Raw genomic sequence first — 17866 nt, 5'->3', positions numbered from 1 at the left:
GGCGCACGACTCAGTGGAGGAGGGCACCGTGACCGCTCATGCCGACGGACCGGCATGCACAGCGGGGGCGGCCTGCCTGACAGGTAACCGTATAGAAGGAGACATAGTGAACAGCAACAGCCACCAGGACGAGACCGGTGCGCTGTCCAAGGAAGCGATCAGGGCCGAGCTCGTGGCGCGGGCCGTCGCTCTGCAGCCGCTGCTGCGGGAGCAGGCAGCGCGCGGAGAGTCGGATCGCGTCCTGCCGGTTGAGGTCGTCGACGCCCTGGCCGCGGCCGGCGTCTTCCGTCTGCTGACTCCCAGGCGCTATGGCGGCTATGAGACCGACCTGCGGACGCTGACCGAAGTATCCGAGGCCCTCGGGGAGGGCGATGGCTCGGCGGCCTGGGTCGGGATGATCATTTCGGTGACCAACTGGCTAGCGTGTCTCTTCCCGGACAAGGCCCAGGAGGAGGTGTTCGGAACCGATCCGGATGCGCGCGTGACCGGTGTGGCGGCACCGACGGGCATGGGAGAGCGGGTGCCGGGGGGCTGGCGCGTCAGCGGAAAGTGGTCGTACAACTCGGGTGCGCCGCATGCCACCTGGGCCGCGGTCGGCGCACTGCTGAAGGACGAGAGCGGGGCAGTCGTGGACCAGGCCCTCGTTCTGATCCCAGCCTCCGAACTGACGGTCGAGGACACCTGGTACACCGCGGGCATGAAGGCGACCGCCAGTAACACCCTGATCGGGCGAGACGTATTCGTTCCCGAGCACCGTGTGCTGTCGGTTCCCGCGGCCGCGGAGGGCGCCTATCCGCGCGCGTCCCGGGAAGAGGCGCTGTACGGCTCGACGTTCGGGCCCATGCTGCTGCTCTGCCTGGTCGGACCGCTGCTCGGACTGGGCAGGGCAGCCATGCAGGCGGCGGTCGAGGCAGCCGCGCAGAAGCCGTTGTCATTCACCGTCCACAGCCGGCAGGCGGACTCGGTGGGCGTCCAGATACAGCTGGCCGAGGCCGCGCTGAAGCTGGAGACGGCCCGCCTGCACACCTACCGAGCCGTCGACGAGGTGGATAAGGCCCCAGCCTCAGGCGGCCCCCTCGATTACGCCGCACGCGCGCACGTGAGGGCCCGGGCCGGCTTTGCCGCACAGCAGGTACTCGAGGCGGTCAGCACCCTGCTGAACGTGCATGGCGCGTCCTCATTCGCCGACACCAGCCCCCTCCAGCGCATCTGGCGGGATGCAGGCGTCGCGGCGCGCCACGCCGGCCTGGTCCCGGCGGTCGGCCTGGAGGTCTACGGCAAGTCCCTTCTCGGCATCACCGATCGGGTGAGCCTGATGGTCTGAACCCATCCCCGCGGCTGTGCGCGCTCGGCACGGTGGGCAGGACGTTGTCGGTGACCTGCTCGGCACACGCTCCCGTCCGGTTCCTTAGGATGCCCGTATGGCTTCCACCACCCGACGACGCTCCAGTGCGGCCGACCGGCGGGCTGCCCTCGAAAAGCGGATCCTGTCCGTCATTGAGGAGTGTCTGCGCGGTGGTGTGACCTACACCGAGCTCAGCGTGGAAGATCGCACAGTCCGCGGGGATCTCCCGCTCGACCTTCTATCTGTACTTCCGTGACAAGGTCGACGTGCTGCTCCGGCTGAGCGGCTCCCTCAAGACCGAGAGTTATGCGATCGCGGCGGCCTGGCGGCCCACCGGCCCCGACGGCGGCCTCGACGGCCTGGCCCGTACCTACGAGCTCATCCTGCGGCACTACCGCGAGCATGCGGCCCTGCTCCCGGCGATCAACGGGGTTGCCGCGTACGACCCCTTGGTCCGCGAGGCGTGGACGGCCGACCAGGACCGCTTCATCGACAACCTCGTGACGGTGCTGAAGGAAGAGCAGCGGGCCGGCCGTACCCCGGCGGACATCGACCCCGAACTCGCGGCCAAGGTGATCGTCCAAGGAGGCGGTCAGGTCATCGCGCAGCAGGTGTCCAACAGCGACGGCAGCGACGACACCGTCGTCGCTCGCGAACTGGCGCGTGGCTACTGGTACGGCGTGTACCGCCGCCCCGGAAGTCCGACCACGGACTGACGACATCGCTGCCTCCACGGATTGAGCGGCCAACCCGAACCCGGGCCTCGGAAAGCGTGGCAGCGGATGTCCGGGACTCCGGGACGGGACACGGGCATCCGTGGCTCCATGCCCCGGTCGGCCGCACCTGACGCCACTGGGCCTCCACGCAGCGCGGCAAGCAGGCTTACGCATGGTGGCCCTCGCCGCTGCCTCGCGTGTGTCTCGAAACGGGCGCATTGGCCTGGTGGCCCGAACGGGCCACCAGACGGCCCGGAAACATGAGGAGCGGCGTCCCCGCCACACACCACGGGTGACGGGGAGCACCGGCTGTGGCGGGAAGTCCCGCCCTCGCCGTCAGCCGCGGCCCAGGATGACCTTGGTCTCCAGGTACTCCCGCATGCCGTCGGGACCCCACTCACGGCCGTTGCCCGACTCCTTGTATCCACCCCACGGGGCACTCCAGTCGAACTCGACGTTGTTGATGACGATGTACCCCGCGCGGATCTGGGAGGCCACCTCTTCGGCAGCCTTGAGGTTACGGCCGGTGACGTAGCCGGCCAGGCCGAACCGGACGTCATTGGCGATCTGGACCGCTTCCTCCACCGAGTCGTAGGCGATGATCGACATCACCGGGCCGAAGATCTCCTCCTGGGCGATGGTCATGTCGTTGCTGACCCCGGAGAACACTGTGGGCTTGGCGAAGTGCCCGTTCTCCAGGCCCTCCGGCTTGCCCAGGCCACCGGTGAGCAGCTGGGCGCCCTCGTCCAGACCGGACTGAATGTAACCCTGGACGGTCTGCCACTGGTCGTCGGAGATCAGCGGGCCCATGTCGACGCCCTCCGCACGCGGGTCACCGAGCCGCAGGGCCTCGACGCGCGGGAGCAGCAGGGACAGGAACTCCTCCAACCGCTCACGCGGCACCAGGGTCCGACTCGCCGCACTGCAGATCTGGCCGGTGTTGGCCATCAGCCAGGCCATCACCGTGTCGACGGCGATGTCCAGGTCGGCGTCCGGCATGAGCACATGCGGCGACTTACCGCCGAGCTCGGTGGTCACACGCTTGACGGTGGGGGCGGCGGCGGCTTGCACCTGGAGCGCGGCGTCGAGCGAGCCGGTGAAGGAGATGGTGGCGATGTCGGGGTGCGTTGAAAGCGCGTTTCCGATCACCGAGCCACGGCCGGTGACAAGGTTGAAGACACCGGCCGGGACGCCGGCGGCCTCCAGGATCTCGGCCAGCACGACACCCGAGGACGAGGCCAGCTGGGCCGGCTTGAGAACGACGGTGCAGCCTGCCGCCAGCGCCGAGGCGGTCTTGCCGGCGGGCTGAAGAGCAGGGAAGTTCCACGGAGTGATCAGGCCCGCCACGCCCATGGCTTCCTTGCGTATGTGGGTGGTGCCTCGATCCTCGGTGAACGCGAACGTCCGGAGCGCGTCTGCGGCGGCCCTGAACTGGACCTTCCCGGCAGCGACGTGCATGGAATGGGACAGCCACAGCGGGGAGCCCAGCTCGTCCGTGACCGCCCGGGCCATGTCCTCGGCCCTTCGCTCGTACTCGTCGGCAATCCGTTCCATCAGTTCGATGCGCTCTTCGCGGGTGGTCTGCGAGTAGGACACGAACGCTCGCTTGGCCGCGGCGACCGCCAGGTCGACATCGGCCGTACCGGCGAGTGCCACCCGACCGGACGCCTCACCGGTGGCGGGGTCGGTCAGCTCGGCGACTCCGCCGTCGACGGGCTCGCGCCAAACGCCGTCGATGTACAGCTTGGTGTGTTCACGCACGTCTTCTCCAGAAAAATTCATAATACTTCAGATATGTAGTAATGCAGCCAAATTGACCACTCGTGATGGACGTACCTTGTCGACAAATGCTCATCTTGGCTTCCCACGAGATGCGGAGGTTGGTGACAGAGGGTCAGATGGTTCTCATGAGAGGAACATCGACCAGACTTCGCATGCTGCAGCAGCTGACGGGCCGTACGGACTACGCTCTGGTCGGCGCAGGAACTCCCGTATCCGTCGCACCGGCCCCCGCATCGCGGCTGAGGTCTGTGCCGGCGCAGGTTCCTGTGAACCCGCCGACCGACAGGATCTGCCCGTCGAACCGCCTTTGGCAATGCGCGACCGGTCATGTCCCTTTGCGCGCAACACCGTTGCGCGGGAACAACGGCTGCGTCTGCGGCCGGCCGGGGGCCCTGGTGTACTTGGTCCTCGCCCCAGCCTTCTTCGAGCGGGCCTCTTATCAGGAGGTGGGGCAGACCCACAGATCCCACCCTGCGGACCCGCGGATTCTGCCCACACCTCACCCCATCAGGCGACCACGGAGCTGTTCAAAGAATCAGAGACTGCCCTGTGGGGAAGTGACTTGCCGATCGTGCATGCTGCGAGCCTGATGAACTCCCGGCATCACAGGTCACAAGGCACTTCCCCGTCCCGGGCCCCGATCACAGACAGCGATCACTCGGCGGACCCGGGATCAGAACGTGATGACGGCCCGCCCCACCATCTCGCCTGTCCGAATGCGGTCGATCGCGTCGTTCACGTCGTCAAAACGGATCTCGTGGACGGCGTGCTGGATCTTCCCCTGTTCGGCCAGCGCGATGACCTCGCTCAGGTCGTTGTAGTTCCCCCAGAACGACCCGTGGTACGTGTATTCACGGCCCACTAGCGGGAAGAGGGGGATGTCGATCCGGTCCCCGACAAGGCCGACCGACGCGTAGTGACCGCCGGTGGCGAGGAGCCCGAATCCGAGCTTGATCGTGGCCTCGGCGCCGACGACGTCGATGGCCGCGTCGACCTCGTCCCGGCCGGTGACCTCGCGGAGCTCGCCCCGGATGTCGTCGACGGACCGGCCGCCGATGTTGATGACGTGGTCCGCGCCGACCTTCTCCGCGAGCTTGAGCTTCTCCGGGTTACGGCCGAACGCGACGACGGTTGCCCCGCCGGCGAGCAGCTTGGCGTACTGCACGCCGTAGATGCCCAGGGCTCCCGCCCCCATCACCCCCACGACGCCGCCGGGGAAGAAGGCCCCGGCGTCGCGCAGCTTCTTGATGCCGCGGTACGGGGTCAAGCCGGCGTCGGTCAGGGGCGCCAGCTGCGTTGCCGTGAGGTTGGCCTCCGACTTCACCTTGATCACGTACGAGGCGGGGATGGGAACATACTCGGCGTAGCCGCCGTAAGGACCGAACCCGGGCCACGCGCCGTGAGGGCAGATGTGGGTGTCGCCGCGGTGGCAGAGGCGGCAGGTGCCGTCGCCTATTCCGCCCACGACAACCACCTGGTCGCCCACACGGAAGCCGCCGGCCTCGGCCGCGCTCCCGACCCGGGCGATCTCACCGGCGATCTCGTGGCCCGGCGTGACGGGGAACTCGGACGGGGCGTACTTGTCGAAGTAGCCGTCCACCAGCTGCACATCGGTACGGCACATGCCGCCGGCTCCGACCTTGATGAGCACCTGGTCGGGGGCGATGTCGGGAGTCGGTACCTCCTCAAGGACAAACGGCTGGTTGTACGCGTGCATTCGGGCTGCGCGCATTGTGCTCGGAATCGCGGTGTTAGACATGACTGTCTCCTTGCAGCATTGTGCAGTCTCGTGAGATCTGGTGAATGGCGCTGGATCGTCCGACCCACTGAGCGCCATCAGGCGGGGCACCGCAGAGCCGGAAGATCGACCCGCGGCACCCCGGGGGGCCTCGACTCCAGCCGCCAATCCGTGCGGCCCCCCAACGCATCGCTCGCCCGAGGTGAGAGGTGCGTGCCGCTTTCGTCGGCTGTGGGCTGAACCCGGGGAGAACCTGGCCTCGCCGGACATCAACCACTATTCCCGAGGCTGATGCCGGCGGCACCCGGGTTGCACACGGGGTGAGCCCCTGGGGTGCGAGAACGAAGACGTGGGCAAGGGCCGGGGATTGGTGCCGGCGGCCGACCCAACCGTCATGGGGCCGGCTGTCCATGGCCCCCCGACGTGGGCCGCGGGCCGTCTACCCGAGGCGCGCGCCATCGTGCTTCGATCTGACCGGCCGGCGGGTGATTCGCGTTCGGCCCCAGGGATTCGACCAGTGCGTAACCCGGGTTTGGTGCGACAAATCGGCGGAGCACTGTTGCAGAAATCCAGTCGAAGCAAAGGAGGGTCTGGCCATCGGCTCGTCGGCTGCCGGGACACTCGATGTCCGAGCCTAACTTTGTCTCGGTGAGGTGAGTGATCCATGAGTCGGCGTCTTCGAATACTCGCCCTTGCCAGGAAAAGAATTTAGCCCATTGCCACGACTTGCCGGACCGAAATGCATAATTGTTTTGACTGCTTTCAATGCTGCATGTGTTGTGCACGCCGAAACTGGAGAGGAAAGCAACGCGATGAGTATTCCTTCACTGCCTGACCAGGGCATGTGTCCGTTCGGTAAAGACATCACTGTGGCTCTGTTCGTGAAGATGATCCTGAGCTCGACCGAAGCGGTGCCGCTGCCGGCGCGCTTCGTGTATGACGCGTGCCAGCCGTACTCCGTGAGGCTTGAGTTCCCGCATCCCGACGGCGACGACGTGACCCGGTGGGTCTTCGCGCGAGAGCTTCTCGACGCGGGACTTCGCAGGAGAGTGGGAGAAGGCGACATTCGGATATGGCCGCCCTGCCGTTGCTGCGGAAGGGTGGATATACGGTTGCTGCTCTGCGGAACCACCGGTTCGGCGCTCGTGGCGGAACCTCGGCGTCCCCTCCAGGAGTGGCTTGAGCGTACCTGGGAGGCCGTTCCTCCTGGGAAGGAGAGCGCCTTGATCGACTGGGACTCGGCCTTTCAGGGCCTGTTCCCGTAGTAGCCCCCGTACCGGAGTGTGCACCGTCGTTCGTCTCCTCGAGCGCTCCGGGAGCCCGCCTGCCGAAGGCTGTCGTTCACTGAGCAGGTGCCGCAGATTCCGGTGCACGCACGCCTGACAACCCTGCTGGGCGAGGCGGCCGGCAACTCGCCTCCTATGCGGCTGGTCGATGATGGCGCAGTCCATCCTGGGCACCCGCACCGTCGAGTACCACCTGCACAAGGTTTTCACCAAGCTGGCGGCACCTCGCGGAACCGGCTCGGGAAGCTTGACCTGTGACCACATCGAGAGTGCCGATCCGAGGCTGCTCCCGCGCGTAGCACGGTTGTGGACACCACGGATGCGAGTGCGCGCAGGCCACAGGAACCTGTGATGCATGCCGTACGCACTCGCACCGCCCACCTGTCCGGACACGTCGGTCACCCTTGTAGCCGCAGCTCACCCAATGCGGCCGCTACACCGTGTGCGCCCAGGCTGGCGCCTGGCTCTCCTTGAGCATCTCTTCCACGGCCTTGGGCACCACGTTGCGGAACTCGCCGCTGTCGTTCGACGTGATGGTCAAGCCGCGCACGGCGGAGGCGGAACCGACGCATGTGGGCCACCAAGAGGGCGAGTCGCTGCCTTCTGGGCGGGTCTCAGTGCGTTCGTCGGGCTGAGCGGCTGGTGACGCCAGTGGGTGTTCTGGGGCGTAGCTGGGAATGCAAGCAGCTTGACGAACTGGTAGATGCTGTGCGCGGGGGTGAGAGCCGGGCACTGGTGCTACGGGGCGAGCCAGGGGTGGGCAAGACGACGTTGCTCGAATACCTGGTCGAGCGCGCTCGGGGATTCCGTATCGTCCGCATAACCGGCATTCAGTCCGAGCTGGAGTTGGCCTTCGCCGGTCTGCACCAGCTCTGCAGACCTATGATGAACAGGCTTCCCGACCTTCCCGCTGTCCAACGCGACGCGGTGAATGGAGCATTCGGGCTGGGATCGGAACGGGCTCCCGACGGCCATCTCGTCGCCCTGGGTGTCCTCAGCCTGCTGTCCGCAGTCGCCCGGGATCAGCCGTTGCTGTGCATCGTGGATGACGCGCAATGGCTCGACCGAGCATCCATGCAGGCGTTGGCGTTCGCCGGACGACGCCTGCTGGCTGAATCGGTGGCCATTGTCTTCGCGACCCGCGCGTTGGACGATGCGCTGCCGGGCACGGCCGATACTGCAGGTCTGCCCGATGTGCTGATCGAAGGACTGCCCGATCACGACGCGCGGGCGTTGCTGTGCTCCGTGCTTCCCGGCCCGTGGGACGAGCGCGTGCTCGGTCGTATCGTTGCCGAAACCCGCGGCATCCCGCTCGCGTTGCTGGAACTGCCGAAAACCTCGACTCTGGTGGACCTGGCCGGGGGCTACGGCCTGCCAAGCGCGCGACCGGTCGCGGATCGGATCCAGGCGGCTTTCTTGGAGAGGATCGCGGGGCTTCCACCAGAGGCGCGGCGTTTTCTGTTGGCTGCGGCAGCGGATCCGACGGGCGAACCGGCTTTGCTGTGGCTTGTGGCCGAACAGCTCGGGATCGGCATCGACGCCTCCGCTCCTGCCGCGGCGGCAGGTCTGCTCACGATCGACGATCGAGTCAGGTTCGCTCATCCGATGGTCCGGTCGGCGGTCTACTGGGCGGCATCCGCTGAAGAGCGGCGCAGCACGCACCGCGCGCTCGCGAGAGTGATGGATCCAGCGGCGGATCCCGACCGCCGTGCCTGGCATGCGGCGCACGGTGCGTCCGGCCCCGACGAGGTCGTCGCAGCGGAACTCGAGCGTTCGGCCGAACGGGCGCGGACGCGCGGAGGAGGCGCCGCGGAAGCGGCCTTCATGGCACGCGCGGTGGAACTGACACTGGAACCGGGCCGCCGTCAGATGCGGGCGCTGGCCGCCGCGCGAGCGGCGTACGAGGCGGGAAGCCTCGACATCGCTTTGAAGTTGCTGTCCATCGTCGAAGCGGGCCCCCTCGACGAGCGCCGACGTGGTGCGGTCGACTTGATGCGCGCCCGGATCGCTTTCACCACGAACCGGGGTAGCGATGCTCCGGATCTGCTGCTCAAAGCGGCGAGTCAGCTCGCCTCCCACGACATGGCTCTCGCCCGGGAAACGTATCTCGAAGTCATTGGCGCGGCGTTCTTCGCCGGGCCCCGTGCCTACAGCACCGGACAGTACGAAGCGGCCAGGGCAGCGCGCTGCACACCGACCCCGCCCGCCCCCCGTCCGACCGATCTCCTGCTTGACGGGATGGCGGTACGGATCACCGAAGGTCATCCCGCCGCCGTTCCCAGCCTGCGCGCGGCTCTGCGGGCATTTCGCGATCCGAGCCTCTCCCCGGAGGATGGACTCCGCTGGCTCTGGCTGATCTGTGTGACCGCCGTGGGGCTGTGGGAGAAGGAAACGCTGTCCCACCTGGCTGCCCGTTATCTTCGGCTCGCCAGGGAAGCCGGACAGGTCGCAGCGCTTCCCTTGGCACTGACCATGCGCTGCGTAGTCCACGTACTCGACGGGGAATTGCCAGAGGCCGCCTCGCTGGCAGCCGAGGTGCAGACGATCTCCGACGCGGTCGGAACTGCAACTCCGCTCTACGCCGCACTCTTTGTCGCCGCCTGGCGGGGCCGCGAAGCGGAATGCGTCGATCTGAGCAGGCGCGCCAATGAGGGGGCCGCCCGCCGGGGCGAGGGCGTCGGACCGGTGGTCAGCGGGTGGGCAAACGCCGTGCTCTACAACAGCCTTGGCCGGTACGAGGAAGCCGCCGAGGCGGCGAATACTGCCAGCGGGGAATACCTCCAACTGGAAATGGGCATCCCGATCTGGTCCCTCGTCGAGTACATCGAGGCATCCGCCCGAGGCGGGGCACCCGGCCGTGCCCTTGTCGCCCTGCACCGCCTCATCGAAGTGACTCAGCCAAGCGGCACGGACTGGGCTCTGGGCATCGAGGCCCGCTCCCGTGCTCTCCTCAGCGAAGAGACAGAGGCTGAAAGCCACTACCTGAAAGCGATCGATCGCCTCGGCCGTACCAGTATCCGTGGAGAGCTCGCCCGCGCCCACCTCCTCTACGGTGAGTGGCTACGCCGCAAGCGACGCCGTCAAGCTGCCCGCGAGCAGCTGCGCATCGCACACGAACTCTTTGTCGGGATGGGCATGGAGGGTTTCGCCCAGCGAGCCGCACGCGAACTGGCTGCCACCGGAGAAAACATTCGAAAGCACACGGACAACAACAGGAACGAACTCACGGCCCAGGAGGCCCAGATCGCCAGACTTGTTCGCGAAGGCCTCACCAATCCCGAAATCGGAACCCAGCTTTTCATCAGCCCGCGCACGGTCGAATGGCACGTGCGCAATATCTTCGTGAAGCTCGGAGTCACTTCACGCAGAGAGCTGCGCGTGCAAGCAGCGACACGCAGTTGAACAACGAGGCAATCCTCCTTCGGTCAGGCAGTGGGGAACGAGTCCAGGAACCTGCGGCCAGGCCTCAATGCCTCCGCAACGCAAACCGTGTCGCGGGCTGTCGACGCGCACTCACACAGCCCTATATCGCCGGTTGCGGCCGGGGCTGGCCATGAGCGCAGCCATGCCTGTGTCATGTCGGCACATCGGCGTCGTCCGTGTCGGTCCTGCCGCCCTCGCCCGAGCCGGTGGCACGCCGGCCGCGCTGGCCTGCACTCCCCGGCCGGCAGCCTGCCCAGCCATGCCGCCACCGCCGGCGCTCACTCCGTCGTGCGCAGCGGGGTGAGGTCGGGCGGGTAGCCCTTGGCACGGAGCCAGGTGTCGAGGGCAAGGGCGACGATGTCGCCGTGGGGAACGTCGTGGTCGGCGTTGTAACGGCGGATACGTCGCTGGAGTTGTAGGATGTCGGGAACGGCGTAGTTGAGCTGTCCGCGTTTGGTGTGGCGGTTGCCGATGATCGTAAGAGTGTCTGGATGCGGACTAAGTGCATCGTCGGCGGGCTCGGACTGGGCTTCGAGTGCATCGGCTATGTCGCGTAGCTGTCGGGCGTGGTGGGTGAGGTCGGGCACGAACGTTGCTCCGGTTGGTCCGGCTAGGCGGCTAGTTAGCCGCCTATTGGGCTACTGAAATAGTCGGCGGACGGGGTGGCCGCGCACTTGGCGACCACCCTCCGCCCGTGTGCCGCGCGGCGTGTCAGAAGCCGCGGGCGCTGAGCCACTCGTCCAGCGCAACAGAGACAATGTCGCCGATGGGCAGGTGATCGAGTTCGTTGTCCAGAGCGAATCGCTTGATCCGACTCTTCAGCTTCAACGCAGCGGGAACCGACGAGTCGAGGCTCTCCCGCGCGATGATGCGCTGGTTGAGAATGACGGCGACCTCGGGTACGTCCTTGGGACGGCCGGAACCGTGCGTACATCGTCCCCTCGCTGGGAGCCTCCTGCGATCGAGCGTTCTGTTCCTGGTGAGATCTCGGACCATCGGCCTTCACCGGGAACGCCGTACCGCCCGAGACTGGAGGGACTGCCGGGCGAACCGCGACCTCGGCGGCCGGGCCAGCGCCGGGAGGAGGAGATGTGACGTGGGACGGCTCGTGCTGCGAGCCGTGTTCCCTCGGCTGCGTGGTCTGGATCGCAGGTGGGGCAGGCTCGGTAGCCCGGGCCCCAGGCGGCACTTGTCGCTCCACCGTTTCCGTGGCGTCTTGCATCTTGGGGGCGACGACGGCCGATTGCTGACCGGTGCCACTCTGCTCGACCTCCACGCCCGGCTGGGCCTGGGTCTGTGCCACTTCGGGCACCGCCTCGGCCTGGCCCCGCGCCGATGCCTCGGCGGGAACGGCGGAAGGTGCGGGCTGAGTCTGCGGCTCGCTGGCAGGGGACGGCCTTTGCCCTGGGCAGCGGCCTGTTCGGCGGCGTACTGCTCGGGGGTGAGCTCGGCGGCCGGGGGAGGGGGCGGCGGGGTCGCCTTCTTGGCCCCGCCCAGGGTGCGGCCGGCGCGTCGGGCCGGGGGTTTCATACGCTCGCTCATGCCGTGAGCTCCTTCATCAGTTCGGCGTACTCGCTCAGCTCGGTCGGGACCTCGCCGAAGGCCTCCATGTAGTGCACCCAGGAGTGGATGACGGTCTCGGCGAGGGGGAACGGCTCGTCGCGGTCCGGGCCGATGCCCTCGCCGTGGGCGGGCTCCAGCAACTTGTCCTTCGCGGTGCGGGGCAGGCTGGTGCGGTCGTCGGCCTTCACGAGGACCACGTGGGCGGTCACGTCGCGGGTGTTGCGGGCGGCGGCGCGCTCGGCCTCGTCGAAGGTGGCCACGAGCTTGCGGCGCTCGATCTTGGTGGGGGCGACCGGCACGATCAGCCGGTTCGCTTCGGTAACAGCCTCGTGGAAGATGCGGGCACTGCCGCCGCCGGCATCGATGACGATCGCGCCGAACTCGGACCGCTTCTCACGGATGTACTCGGCGATGTCATCGAACGGGTACCGCTCGATGACCAGGGTGGCGGGGATCTCGAAGCCCTCGGCCTGGGCGACCTTGAACCAGTCGTAGGCGGACTGGCTGGTGGCGTCGGCGTCCAGCAGCAGCGTCGGCAGCTCCAGGACGACGGCGTAGTAGAGGGCGATGAACCAGGCCGAGGTGGTCTTTCCGGTGCCGCCCTTGAGCATGCCGACGACGATCACGAAGGCGTCCCAGGCTGGCGGGAGTGGCTGGCCACGGAGTTGGAGAGGCCCGGAGAGGGCGGGGGGTTTCGTGCTGTCCGGGGGTTTGCTGGAGGTGATGACGACCGGCCGGGGGGATTCGGTTCGCGAAGTGGCGTAGGGGCGGGTGGTGTGCCGGGGCGGGCTGTCACGGTCTGGGTACGGGGCGCTCGTCTCCCCGCCGGGCGCGGGCCGGGGAGGTCAGTATCTGGGGGTGTGAGCTTGGAGGGCTTCTCGAAACCGAGTGTGGTTTCGAGAAGCCCTCTCAGTCCTGGGCGGTGGTGTCAGCCGAGGTGCCACTGCTGGTTGCTGCCGCCGTTGCAGTCCCACAGTGCGACCGTTGCTCCGTTGGCGGTGGAGGCACCGGTCACATCCAGGCACAGGCCTGACTGGACACCGGTGATGGTGCCGTTGGAGTTGAGGTTCCATTGCTGGTTGGTGCCGCCGTTGCAGTCCCATATCGCGACTTTGGCGCCGGCCGTGGTGCCGGTCGCGTCGAGGCACTTCGCACCGCCGTAGACGGTGAGCTGCTTGGTCGACGTGCTGGTCCAGGTCTGGTTCGTCTGGCCGTTGCAGTCCCAGATCTGCGTCTGGGTGCCATTGGTCTGCGAAAAGCCGGGCACGTCCAGGCACTTGCCCGAACCGGTGGCGTGGATCGGACCTGTGGTGGTCCCGCCGGTCCCGCCGGAGCCGTCGAGTCCGAAGAAGGTGATGGCCCGGGCCGCCATACCGCTTTCGGGCAGGCTGTGCCCGACACCCTGGAAGCTGTTCGCCTCGACCGGTGCCTGCGCGCCGGTGGAGCCGTAGCGGGTGCGGGTCCAGTTGGACTGCGGGGAGTCGGTGAAGACCGGGGTCTGGCTCACCCCGAGCACATTCGTCCACTGCTTGATCTCTTCACCGAAGTTCGGGTAGCGCAGCGCTTCGTCCTCGGTGCCGTGCCACAGCTGCATTCGCGGCCGGGGGCCGGTGTACCCCGGGTAGGCGTTCCGGACGAGGTCGCCCCACTCCTGCGGGGTCTTGCTGATCTGGCCGGTGGCGCAGGCAGTGTTCCAGCCGGAGCCGTCGGTGGTGGCGAAGCAGCCGAACGGCACGCCCATGAACGCCGCACCGGCCTTGAACAGGTCGGGGTATGCGCCGAGCATGACGTTGGTCGTCATCGCGCCGGACGAGGCGCCGGTGACGTAGACCCGGCCGGCGTCGGCGTTCATGTTCTGCACGGTGTATCGGACCATCGAGGCGATGCTCGAGGGGTCACTGCCCCCGTCGTGCTTGAGCGCCTGGGGCGAGGAGACGTCGAAGCACTGCCCGCTGACGTTCGCGTCCGGGTAGACGACGATGAACCCGTACTGGTCGGCCAGGCGGGCGAACTCCGTGTTGGAGTAGAAGGCGGGCCCCGTGCCGGTGCAGTAGTGCACCGCCACCACCACCGCCGGGCGTGCCGGAGCGCTGTCGGGCTTGTAGACGTACATCCGCAGGTTTCCGGGGTTACTGCCGAAGTTGGTCACCTCGGTCAGTGACGCGGCCGACGCGGTGGTGGCAGAGGTGCCGGTCAGTCCGAGCGCCGCGATCAGCGGCGCAATCCCCATCAGCAGGGCCACCAGTACATCTTTGACGCTTCTCTCCTTGGACTTCCGGGACATGACGCTGGCCTTTCTGGAATCCGGCGCGGCCGGGGCGATGCTCCCGGCCGGCCCGCCGAACCGGAGTGGAAGGCACGGCGGTTGCTGTGGTCAGGGGGCGTCCGAAGATCCTCAAGAGGAGGAAGTGACACCGGATGGTGAAGCGCTTCGACGCTCCCATTGCCTGGGTTTGGTGTCAATGCCTGGGAAGCAAGGCTGCGTTGTCTTCGTTCCTCTTGTTTCGCCAGAGAGTTCTCATTAACTTGAGTCGCCAAGTGAAGCGCTTCGACACTTCGGTGCGGGGCTACCGGCCATGTGACGACGTACGACACCCCGCAACCGCCCGCCAGGGGTCCCGGCGGGCGGAACCCATACCTCTCCTCGAGGACTTCGCATCCCGCTACGCCGCCCACCCCCCGGTCATCGGGTTCGGGTGGCACCTAGGCGATGTCCGTGTGCCGGTCGAGTCGAAGACCAACCTCTCGTATCCATCGCAAAGGAGAACGTCATGCGACGACGCACGTTCATCGCCTCCCTCGGCGCGGCCGCGGTCGCGGCCGGTGCTCTGCCCGTCCCGGCCTTCGCCAAGGCCGATCCGGGAGGCAAGGGCACCTACACCTGGAAGAACGTCGTCGTCAACTGCGGCGGCTTCGTTCCCGGCATCATCTTCAACGAGACCGAGCCGAACCTGATCTACGCCCGCACCGACGTCGCCGGTGCCTTCCGGTGGCAGGAGGAGTCCCGTACCTGGAAGCCGCTGTTGGACTGGGTCGGCCGCGACAAATGGGGCTACCAGTACGTGGTCTCGATGGCCACCGACCCGGTCGAAACCAACCGCGTCTATGCCGCGGTCGGCGCCTACACCACCGACTGGGACCCCAACAACGGCGCCGTCCTCTACTCCGACGACTACGGCGAGACCTGGGGCATCGCACCGCTGCCGTTCAAGCAGGGCGGCAACATGCCCGGCCGCGGCATGGGCGAGCGCCTGGTCGTCAACCCGGCCGACAACGCACAGCTGTACCTGGGCACCCCCAGCGGGAACGGCCTGTGGCGCTCGACCGACTACGGCCGCACCTGGGCCGCGGTCGAGAACTTCCCCAACCCCGGCAACTTCGTCGTCGACCCCACCAACGACTACCTCGCCGACAACCAGGGGGTGATCTGGATCGACTTCGACCAGATCCGCGGCGACATCTACGTGGGCGTGGCCGATCCGGACGACCCGCTCTATGTGTCCAAAGACGGCGGAGCCACCTGGCAGCCCGTCCCCGGCGCGGCCGAAGCGCTCGGCGAGGTCGACGGGAACCCAACCATCCCCAAGCAGTCCGCTGTGGACAACACGAACGGGTACCTCTACATCGTCACCGGCTGGGACCCCGGCCCCTACAACGGCGCACCCGCCTCGGGCAACGGCGGCCAGATCTGGCGGCTGGAGACCAGGACCGGCCAATGGACCGACATAACCCCCGCGTACAACCCCAGAGGCCCGATCCCCGGTTTCGGCGGTCTGACCATCGACCGCCAGAACCCCCGCACGCTCATGGCGGCCACGTGCAACAACTGGTACCCCGACGAGATCCTCTACCGCTCCACCGACTCCGGCCAGACCTGGCAGACCAGCTGGGACTACGCCGAAGGCACCGAGCGCACCGACCGCTTCGTCATGGACAACACCGGCACGCCGTGGCTGGACTGGGGCGGCGTCGACCAGGGGCCCGCATACGCGGTCAAGCACGGGTGGATGATCGACGGCCTGGCGATCGACCCGCACAACTCCGACCGCATCATGTGGGGCACCGGCGCCACCATCTGGGGCACCGAGGACCTGACGCGGTGGGACGCCCAAGGCGAGCTGATCGGCAAGAACGAGGCCGGCGAGCGGATCGCGCTGCCCGTCGAGCGGTTCACGGTCGGGGTGCGGGCCGAGGGCGTGGAAATGACCTGGGTCCGCGACCTAGCCGCCCTCGGCGGCACCCTCGTCTCCGCCATGGGCGACGTCAGCGGCTTCGTCCACACCGACCTCGACCGGGCCGAGGAGATGGTCCACCCCGGCTGGGCCGGCACCAGTCTCGACTACGCCCAGTCCGACCCGGACATCATCGTGGGCAGCGGCGACGTGGGCAGCGACACGTCAGGCCACGTCATCGTCTCCACCGACCGCGGCAAGACCTGGCGGGCCGCGACGCGACTCGGAGGCCTCCCGGGCAACGACCACGGCGGCGTCGTCGCGATCACCGCCAACGCCTCCGCGCTCCTGTGGTCGCCCAGCAACACCGACGTCACCCCGGTCTACAGCACCGACCTGGGCGAGACGTGGAACCCGGTCCGGGGACTCCCGGCAGGTGCCAGGATCCGATCCGACCGCGTCAACCCGTCCGTCCTGTACGCCTTCTCCCGCGGCACGTTCTACCGAAGCACCGACGGGGGCGCGACGTTCTCCGATACCGGAGCGACCGGTCTGCCCGCCGAAGGCGTCGACGACTTCAGGGTCGCCCCCGGCCACAAGGGCCACATCTGGCTCGCCGGCCGCAGCGACAAGGACGACGTCGAGACGGGCCTGTGGCGTTCCAAGGACGGCGGCACAACCTGGAAGCGCATCCGCACGATCGACTTGGCGATCTCGGTCGGCTTCGGCAAGTCCGCCAAACGATCCGGCTACCCGGCGATCTACATCTCAGCCACGGTCGAAGGCCAGGACGGCATCTTCCGCTCGACCGACGGCGGCGAATCCTGGATCCGCATCAACGACGACGACCACCAGTGGGGCTTCGCCGGGTCCGCCATCACCGGCGACCCGCTCATCTACGGCCGCGTCTACCTCAGCGCCCGCGGCATAATCTACGGCGACATCGCTTCCTAATGCTGTTGTCAAACGGCTGTGGTGAACCGCTCCGGGTCTGATGGAGGCTCTGACCCGCCACGGGAGCGCCTGGCCGGTGACTGCGGCGATGGGTTCGAAGTGCCGGTCCCCGTGCGGGAGGGCAGCCCCCGCAGCTTGGCCTGCTGTCGGGGGGACTGCCCTCTTCCGGTCGGGCGTCTGCCGGCGCGGGCAGGGGTGGCGGGTTACGTGAGCGTGGTCCACCTCTGGTTGTTCTGGCCATGGTGGTGCCCTGGTTGGAGGCGCCCAGGCACTTGTCGCCGTAGACGCGGATCTCGCCTCCGGCCCAGGTGGTCCAGAGCTGGTTGGCGACGGTGTGGCAGTCCCAGATCAGCGTCGTCGTCCCGGCCGCGGTGGAGGCACGGTCCACGTCCAGGCGGCGGCCGGACCCGGTACCGCGCAGGCGTGCGGTGGTGGAGGACAGCGGGCTGCCGCCGGTCATCTTGAACACGGCGACACCGCGCGTCGGGACGCTCGCCGAGATCAGGCCGGAGGTGCTGGACGTGCCGCCGGTCCACAGGTCGGTGAGGGTGAACGAGCCGCCGGTGAGGGCGACTTGGGCGGCCGTGGCGGTGATGGTCGTGGTGCTCCCTCCCCGGTTGAACAGGCCCCGGCGACCGAGCCGTCCGACAGGGGCTTGGCGAACACTTCGGTGGCGCCGTCGTCGCGCACCCTGCGTCCGCCCGCGCCCAGCGAGTCCTGGTTCACCGCCAGCAGACGGGGGTTGCGCAGGATCGCGCTCATGTCGGCGGACATGGTGCGGATGTCGTTGCCGGCCATGAGCGGGGCACCCATCAGCGCCCACCGCTCCGGCAGCACCAGTCGTACTTGAGGTAGTCCACGCCCCAGGAGGCGAACGTGGCGGCGTC

The 17866-nt window shown here is 67.7% G+C and carries 12 protein-coding genes and 1 pseudogene; 6 read left to right on the top strand and 7 right to left on the bottom strand.

Annotated features, from left to right (window positions below):
- Window positions 1–106: 106 nt before the first annotated feature.
- The 3 genes from STSP_RS11140 (at window position 107) to STSP_RS11135 (ending at window position 2061) form a co-directional block, all read left to right on the top strand.
- Window positions 107–1324: an acyl-CoA dehydrogenase family protein gene (locus STSP_RS11140; protein WP_078067077.1), complete on the top strand. Its 1218-nt coding sequence runs from the start codon at window positions 107–109 to the stop codon at window positions 1322–1324.
- Window positions 1325–1421: 97 nt separating this feature from the next.
- The gene (locus tag STSP_RS39085) at window positions 1422–1601 is read left to right on the top strand and encodes a hypothetical protein (protein WP_157902810.1); all 180 of its coding nucleotides are present in this window, start codon (window positions 1422–1424) and stop codon (window positions 1599–1601) included.
- Complete coding sequence (locus STSP_RS11135) at window positions 1549–2061, top strand: TetR/AcrR family transcriptional regulator (RefSeq protein ID WP_078067076.1); 513 nt, start codon at window positions 1549–1551, stop codon at window positions 2059–2061. Before STSP_RS39085 ends, STSP_RS11135 begins: the two co-directional genes overlap by 53 nt.
- 336 nt (window positions 2062–2397) lie before the next feature.
- Here STSP_RS11135 and STSP_RS11130 read toward each other — a convergent pair whose 3' ends face one another.
- Together STSP_RS11130 and STSP_RS11125 are read right to left on the bottom strand one after the other, a co-directional pair.
- Window positions 2398–3822, bottom strand: a complete 1425-nt coding sequence (locus STSP_RS11130; protein WP_067275457.1) for an aldehyde dehydrogenase family protein — start codon at window positions 3820–3822, stop codon at window positions 2398–2400.
- A 694-nt stretch (window positions 3823–4516) separates the two neighbouring features.
- Entirely contained in the window at window positions 4517–5602 is a 1086-nt protein-coding gene (locus STSP_RS11125; protein ID WP_198547314.1) for an NAD(P)-dependent alcohol dehydrogenase, read from the bottom strand.
- Between the two features lie 791 nt (window positions 5603–6393).
- Between STSP_RS11125 and STSP_RS11120 the strand changes: the two genes are divergently transcribed.
- Window positions 6394–6846, top strand: a complete 453-nt coding sequence (locus STSP_RS11120) for an SsgA family sporulation/cell division regulator (RefSeq protein ID WP_078067075.1) — start codon at window positions 6394–6396, stop codon at window positions 6844–6846.
- Between the two features lie 663 nt (window positions 6847–7509).
- On the top strand, window positions 7510–10269 hold the full coding sequence (locus tag STSP_RS11115) for a helix-turn-helix transcriptional regulator (RefSeq protein ID WP_332835361.1): 2760 nt from the start codon (window positions 7510–7512) through the stop codon (window positions 10267–10269).
- 299 nt (window positions 10270–10568) lie between these two features.
- On the opposite strand, the gene STSP_RS11110 is transcribed toward STSP_RS11115, so the two are convergent.
- The 4 genes from STSP_RS11110 to STSP_RS11100 all read right to left on the bottom strand — a co-directional run bounded on the left by STSP_RS11110 (window position 10569) and on the right by STSP_RS11100 (window position 14137).
- The gene (locus STSP_RS11110; protein ID WP_067275453.1) at window positions 10569–10877 is read right to left on the bottom strand and encodes a hypothetical protein; all 309 of its coding nucleotides are present in this window, start codon (window positions 10875–10877) and stop codon (window positions 10569–10571) included.
- Between the two features lie 124 nt (window positions 10878–11001).
- Window positions 11002–11286 (bottom strand): hypothetical protein, encoded by a 285-nt coding sequence (locus tag STSP_RS39080; protein ID WP_157902809.1) that lies wholly within the window; start codon window positions 11284–11286, stop codon window positions 11002–11004.
- 542 nt (window positions 11287–11828) lie between these two features.
- Window positions 11829–12479 carry a ParA family protein gene (locus STSP_RS11105; RefSeq protein WP_067275452.1) on the bottom strand — a complete coding sequence of 217 codons (651 nt, stop codon included), beginning with the start codon at window positions 12477–12479 and terminating at the stop codon, window positions 11829–11831.
- Window positions 12480–12781: 302 nt separating this feature from the next.
- Window positions 12782–14137, bottom strand: coding sequence for an extracellular catalytic domain type 1 short-chain-length polyhydroxyalkanoate depolymerase (locus STSP_RS11100; RefSeq protein WP_067275450.1), 1356 nt, complete (start codon window positions 14135–14137; stop codon window positions 12782–12784).
- Window positions 14138–14624: 487 nt separating this feature from the next.
- On the opposite strand from STSP_RS11100, the gene STSP_RS11095 reads away from it, so the two are divergent.
- Window positions 14625–16979: a VPS10 domain-containing protein gene (locus tag STSP_RS11095; protein ID WP_067275448.1), complete on the top strand. Its 2355-nt coding sequence runs from the start codon at window positions 14625–14627 to the stop codon at window positions 16977–16979.
- Window positions 16980–17220: 241 nt separating this feature from the next.
- On the opposite strand, the pseudogene STSP_RS36885 reads toward STSP_RS11095, so the two are convergent.
- Window positions 17221–17801 (bottom strand): annotated as a pseudogene (locus tag STSP_RS36885) (ricin-type beta-trefoil lectin domain protein); the annotation flags it as partial.
- Window positions 17802–17866: the final 65 nt, after the last annotated feature.

Origin of the sequence: Streptomyces jeddahensis, assembly GCF_001642995.1 — a bacterium.
Classification (GTDB): Bacteria; Actinomycetota; Actinomycetes; order Streptomycetales; family Streptomycetaceae; genus Streptomyces; species Streptomyces jeddahensis.
Note: the sequence above shows the minus strand (reverse complement) of the source record. Positions and strands in the feature narration are given on the sequence as shown.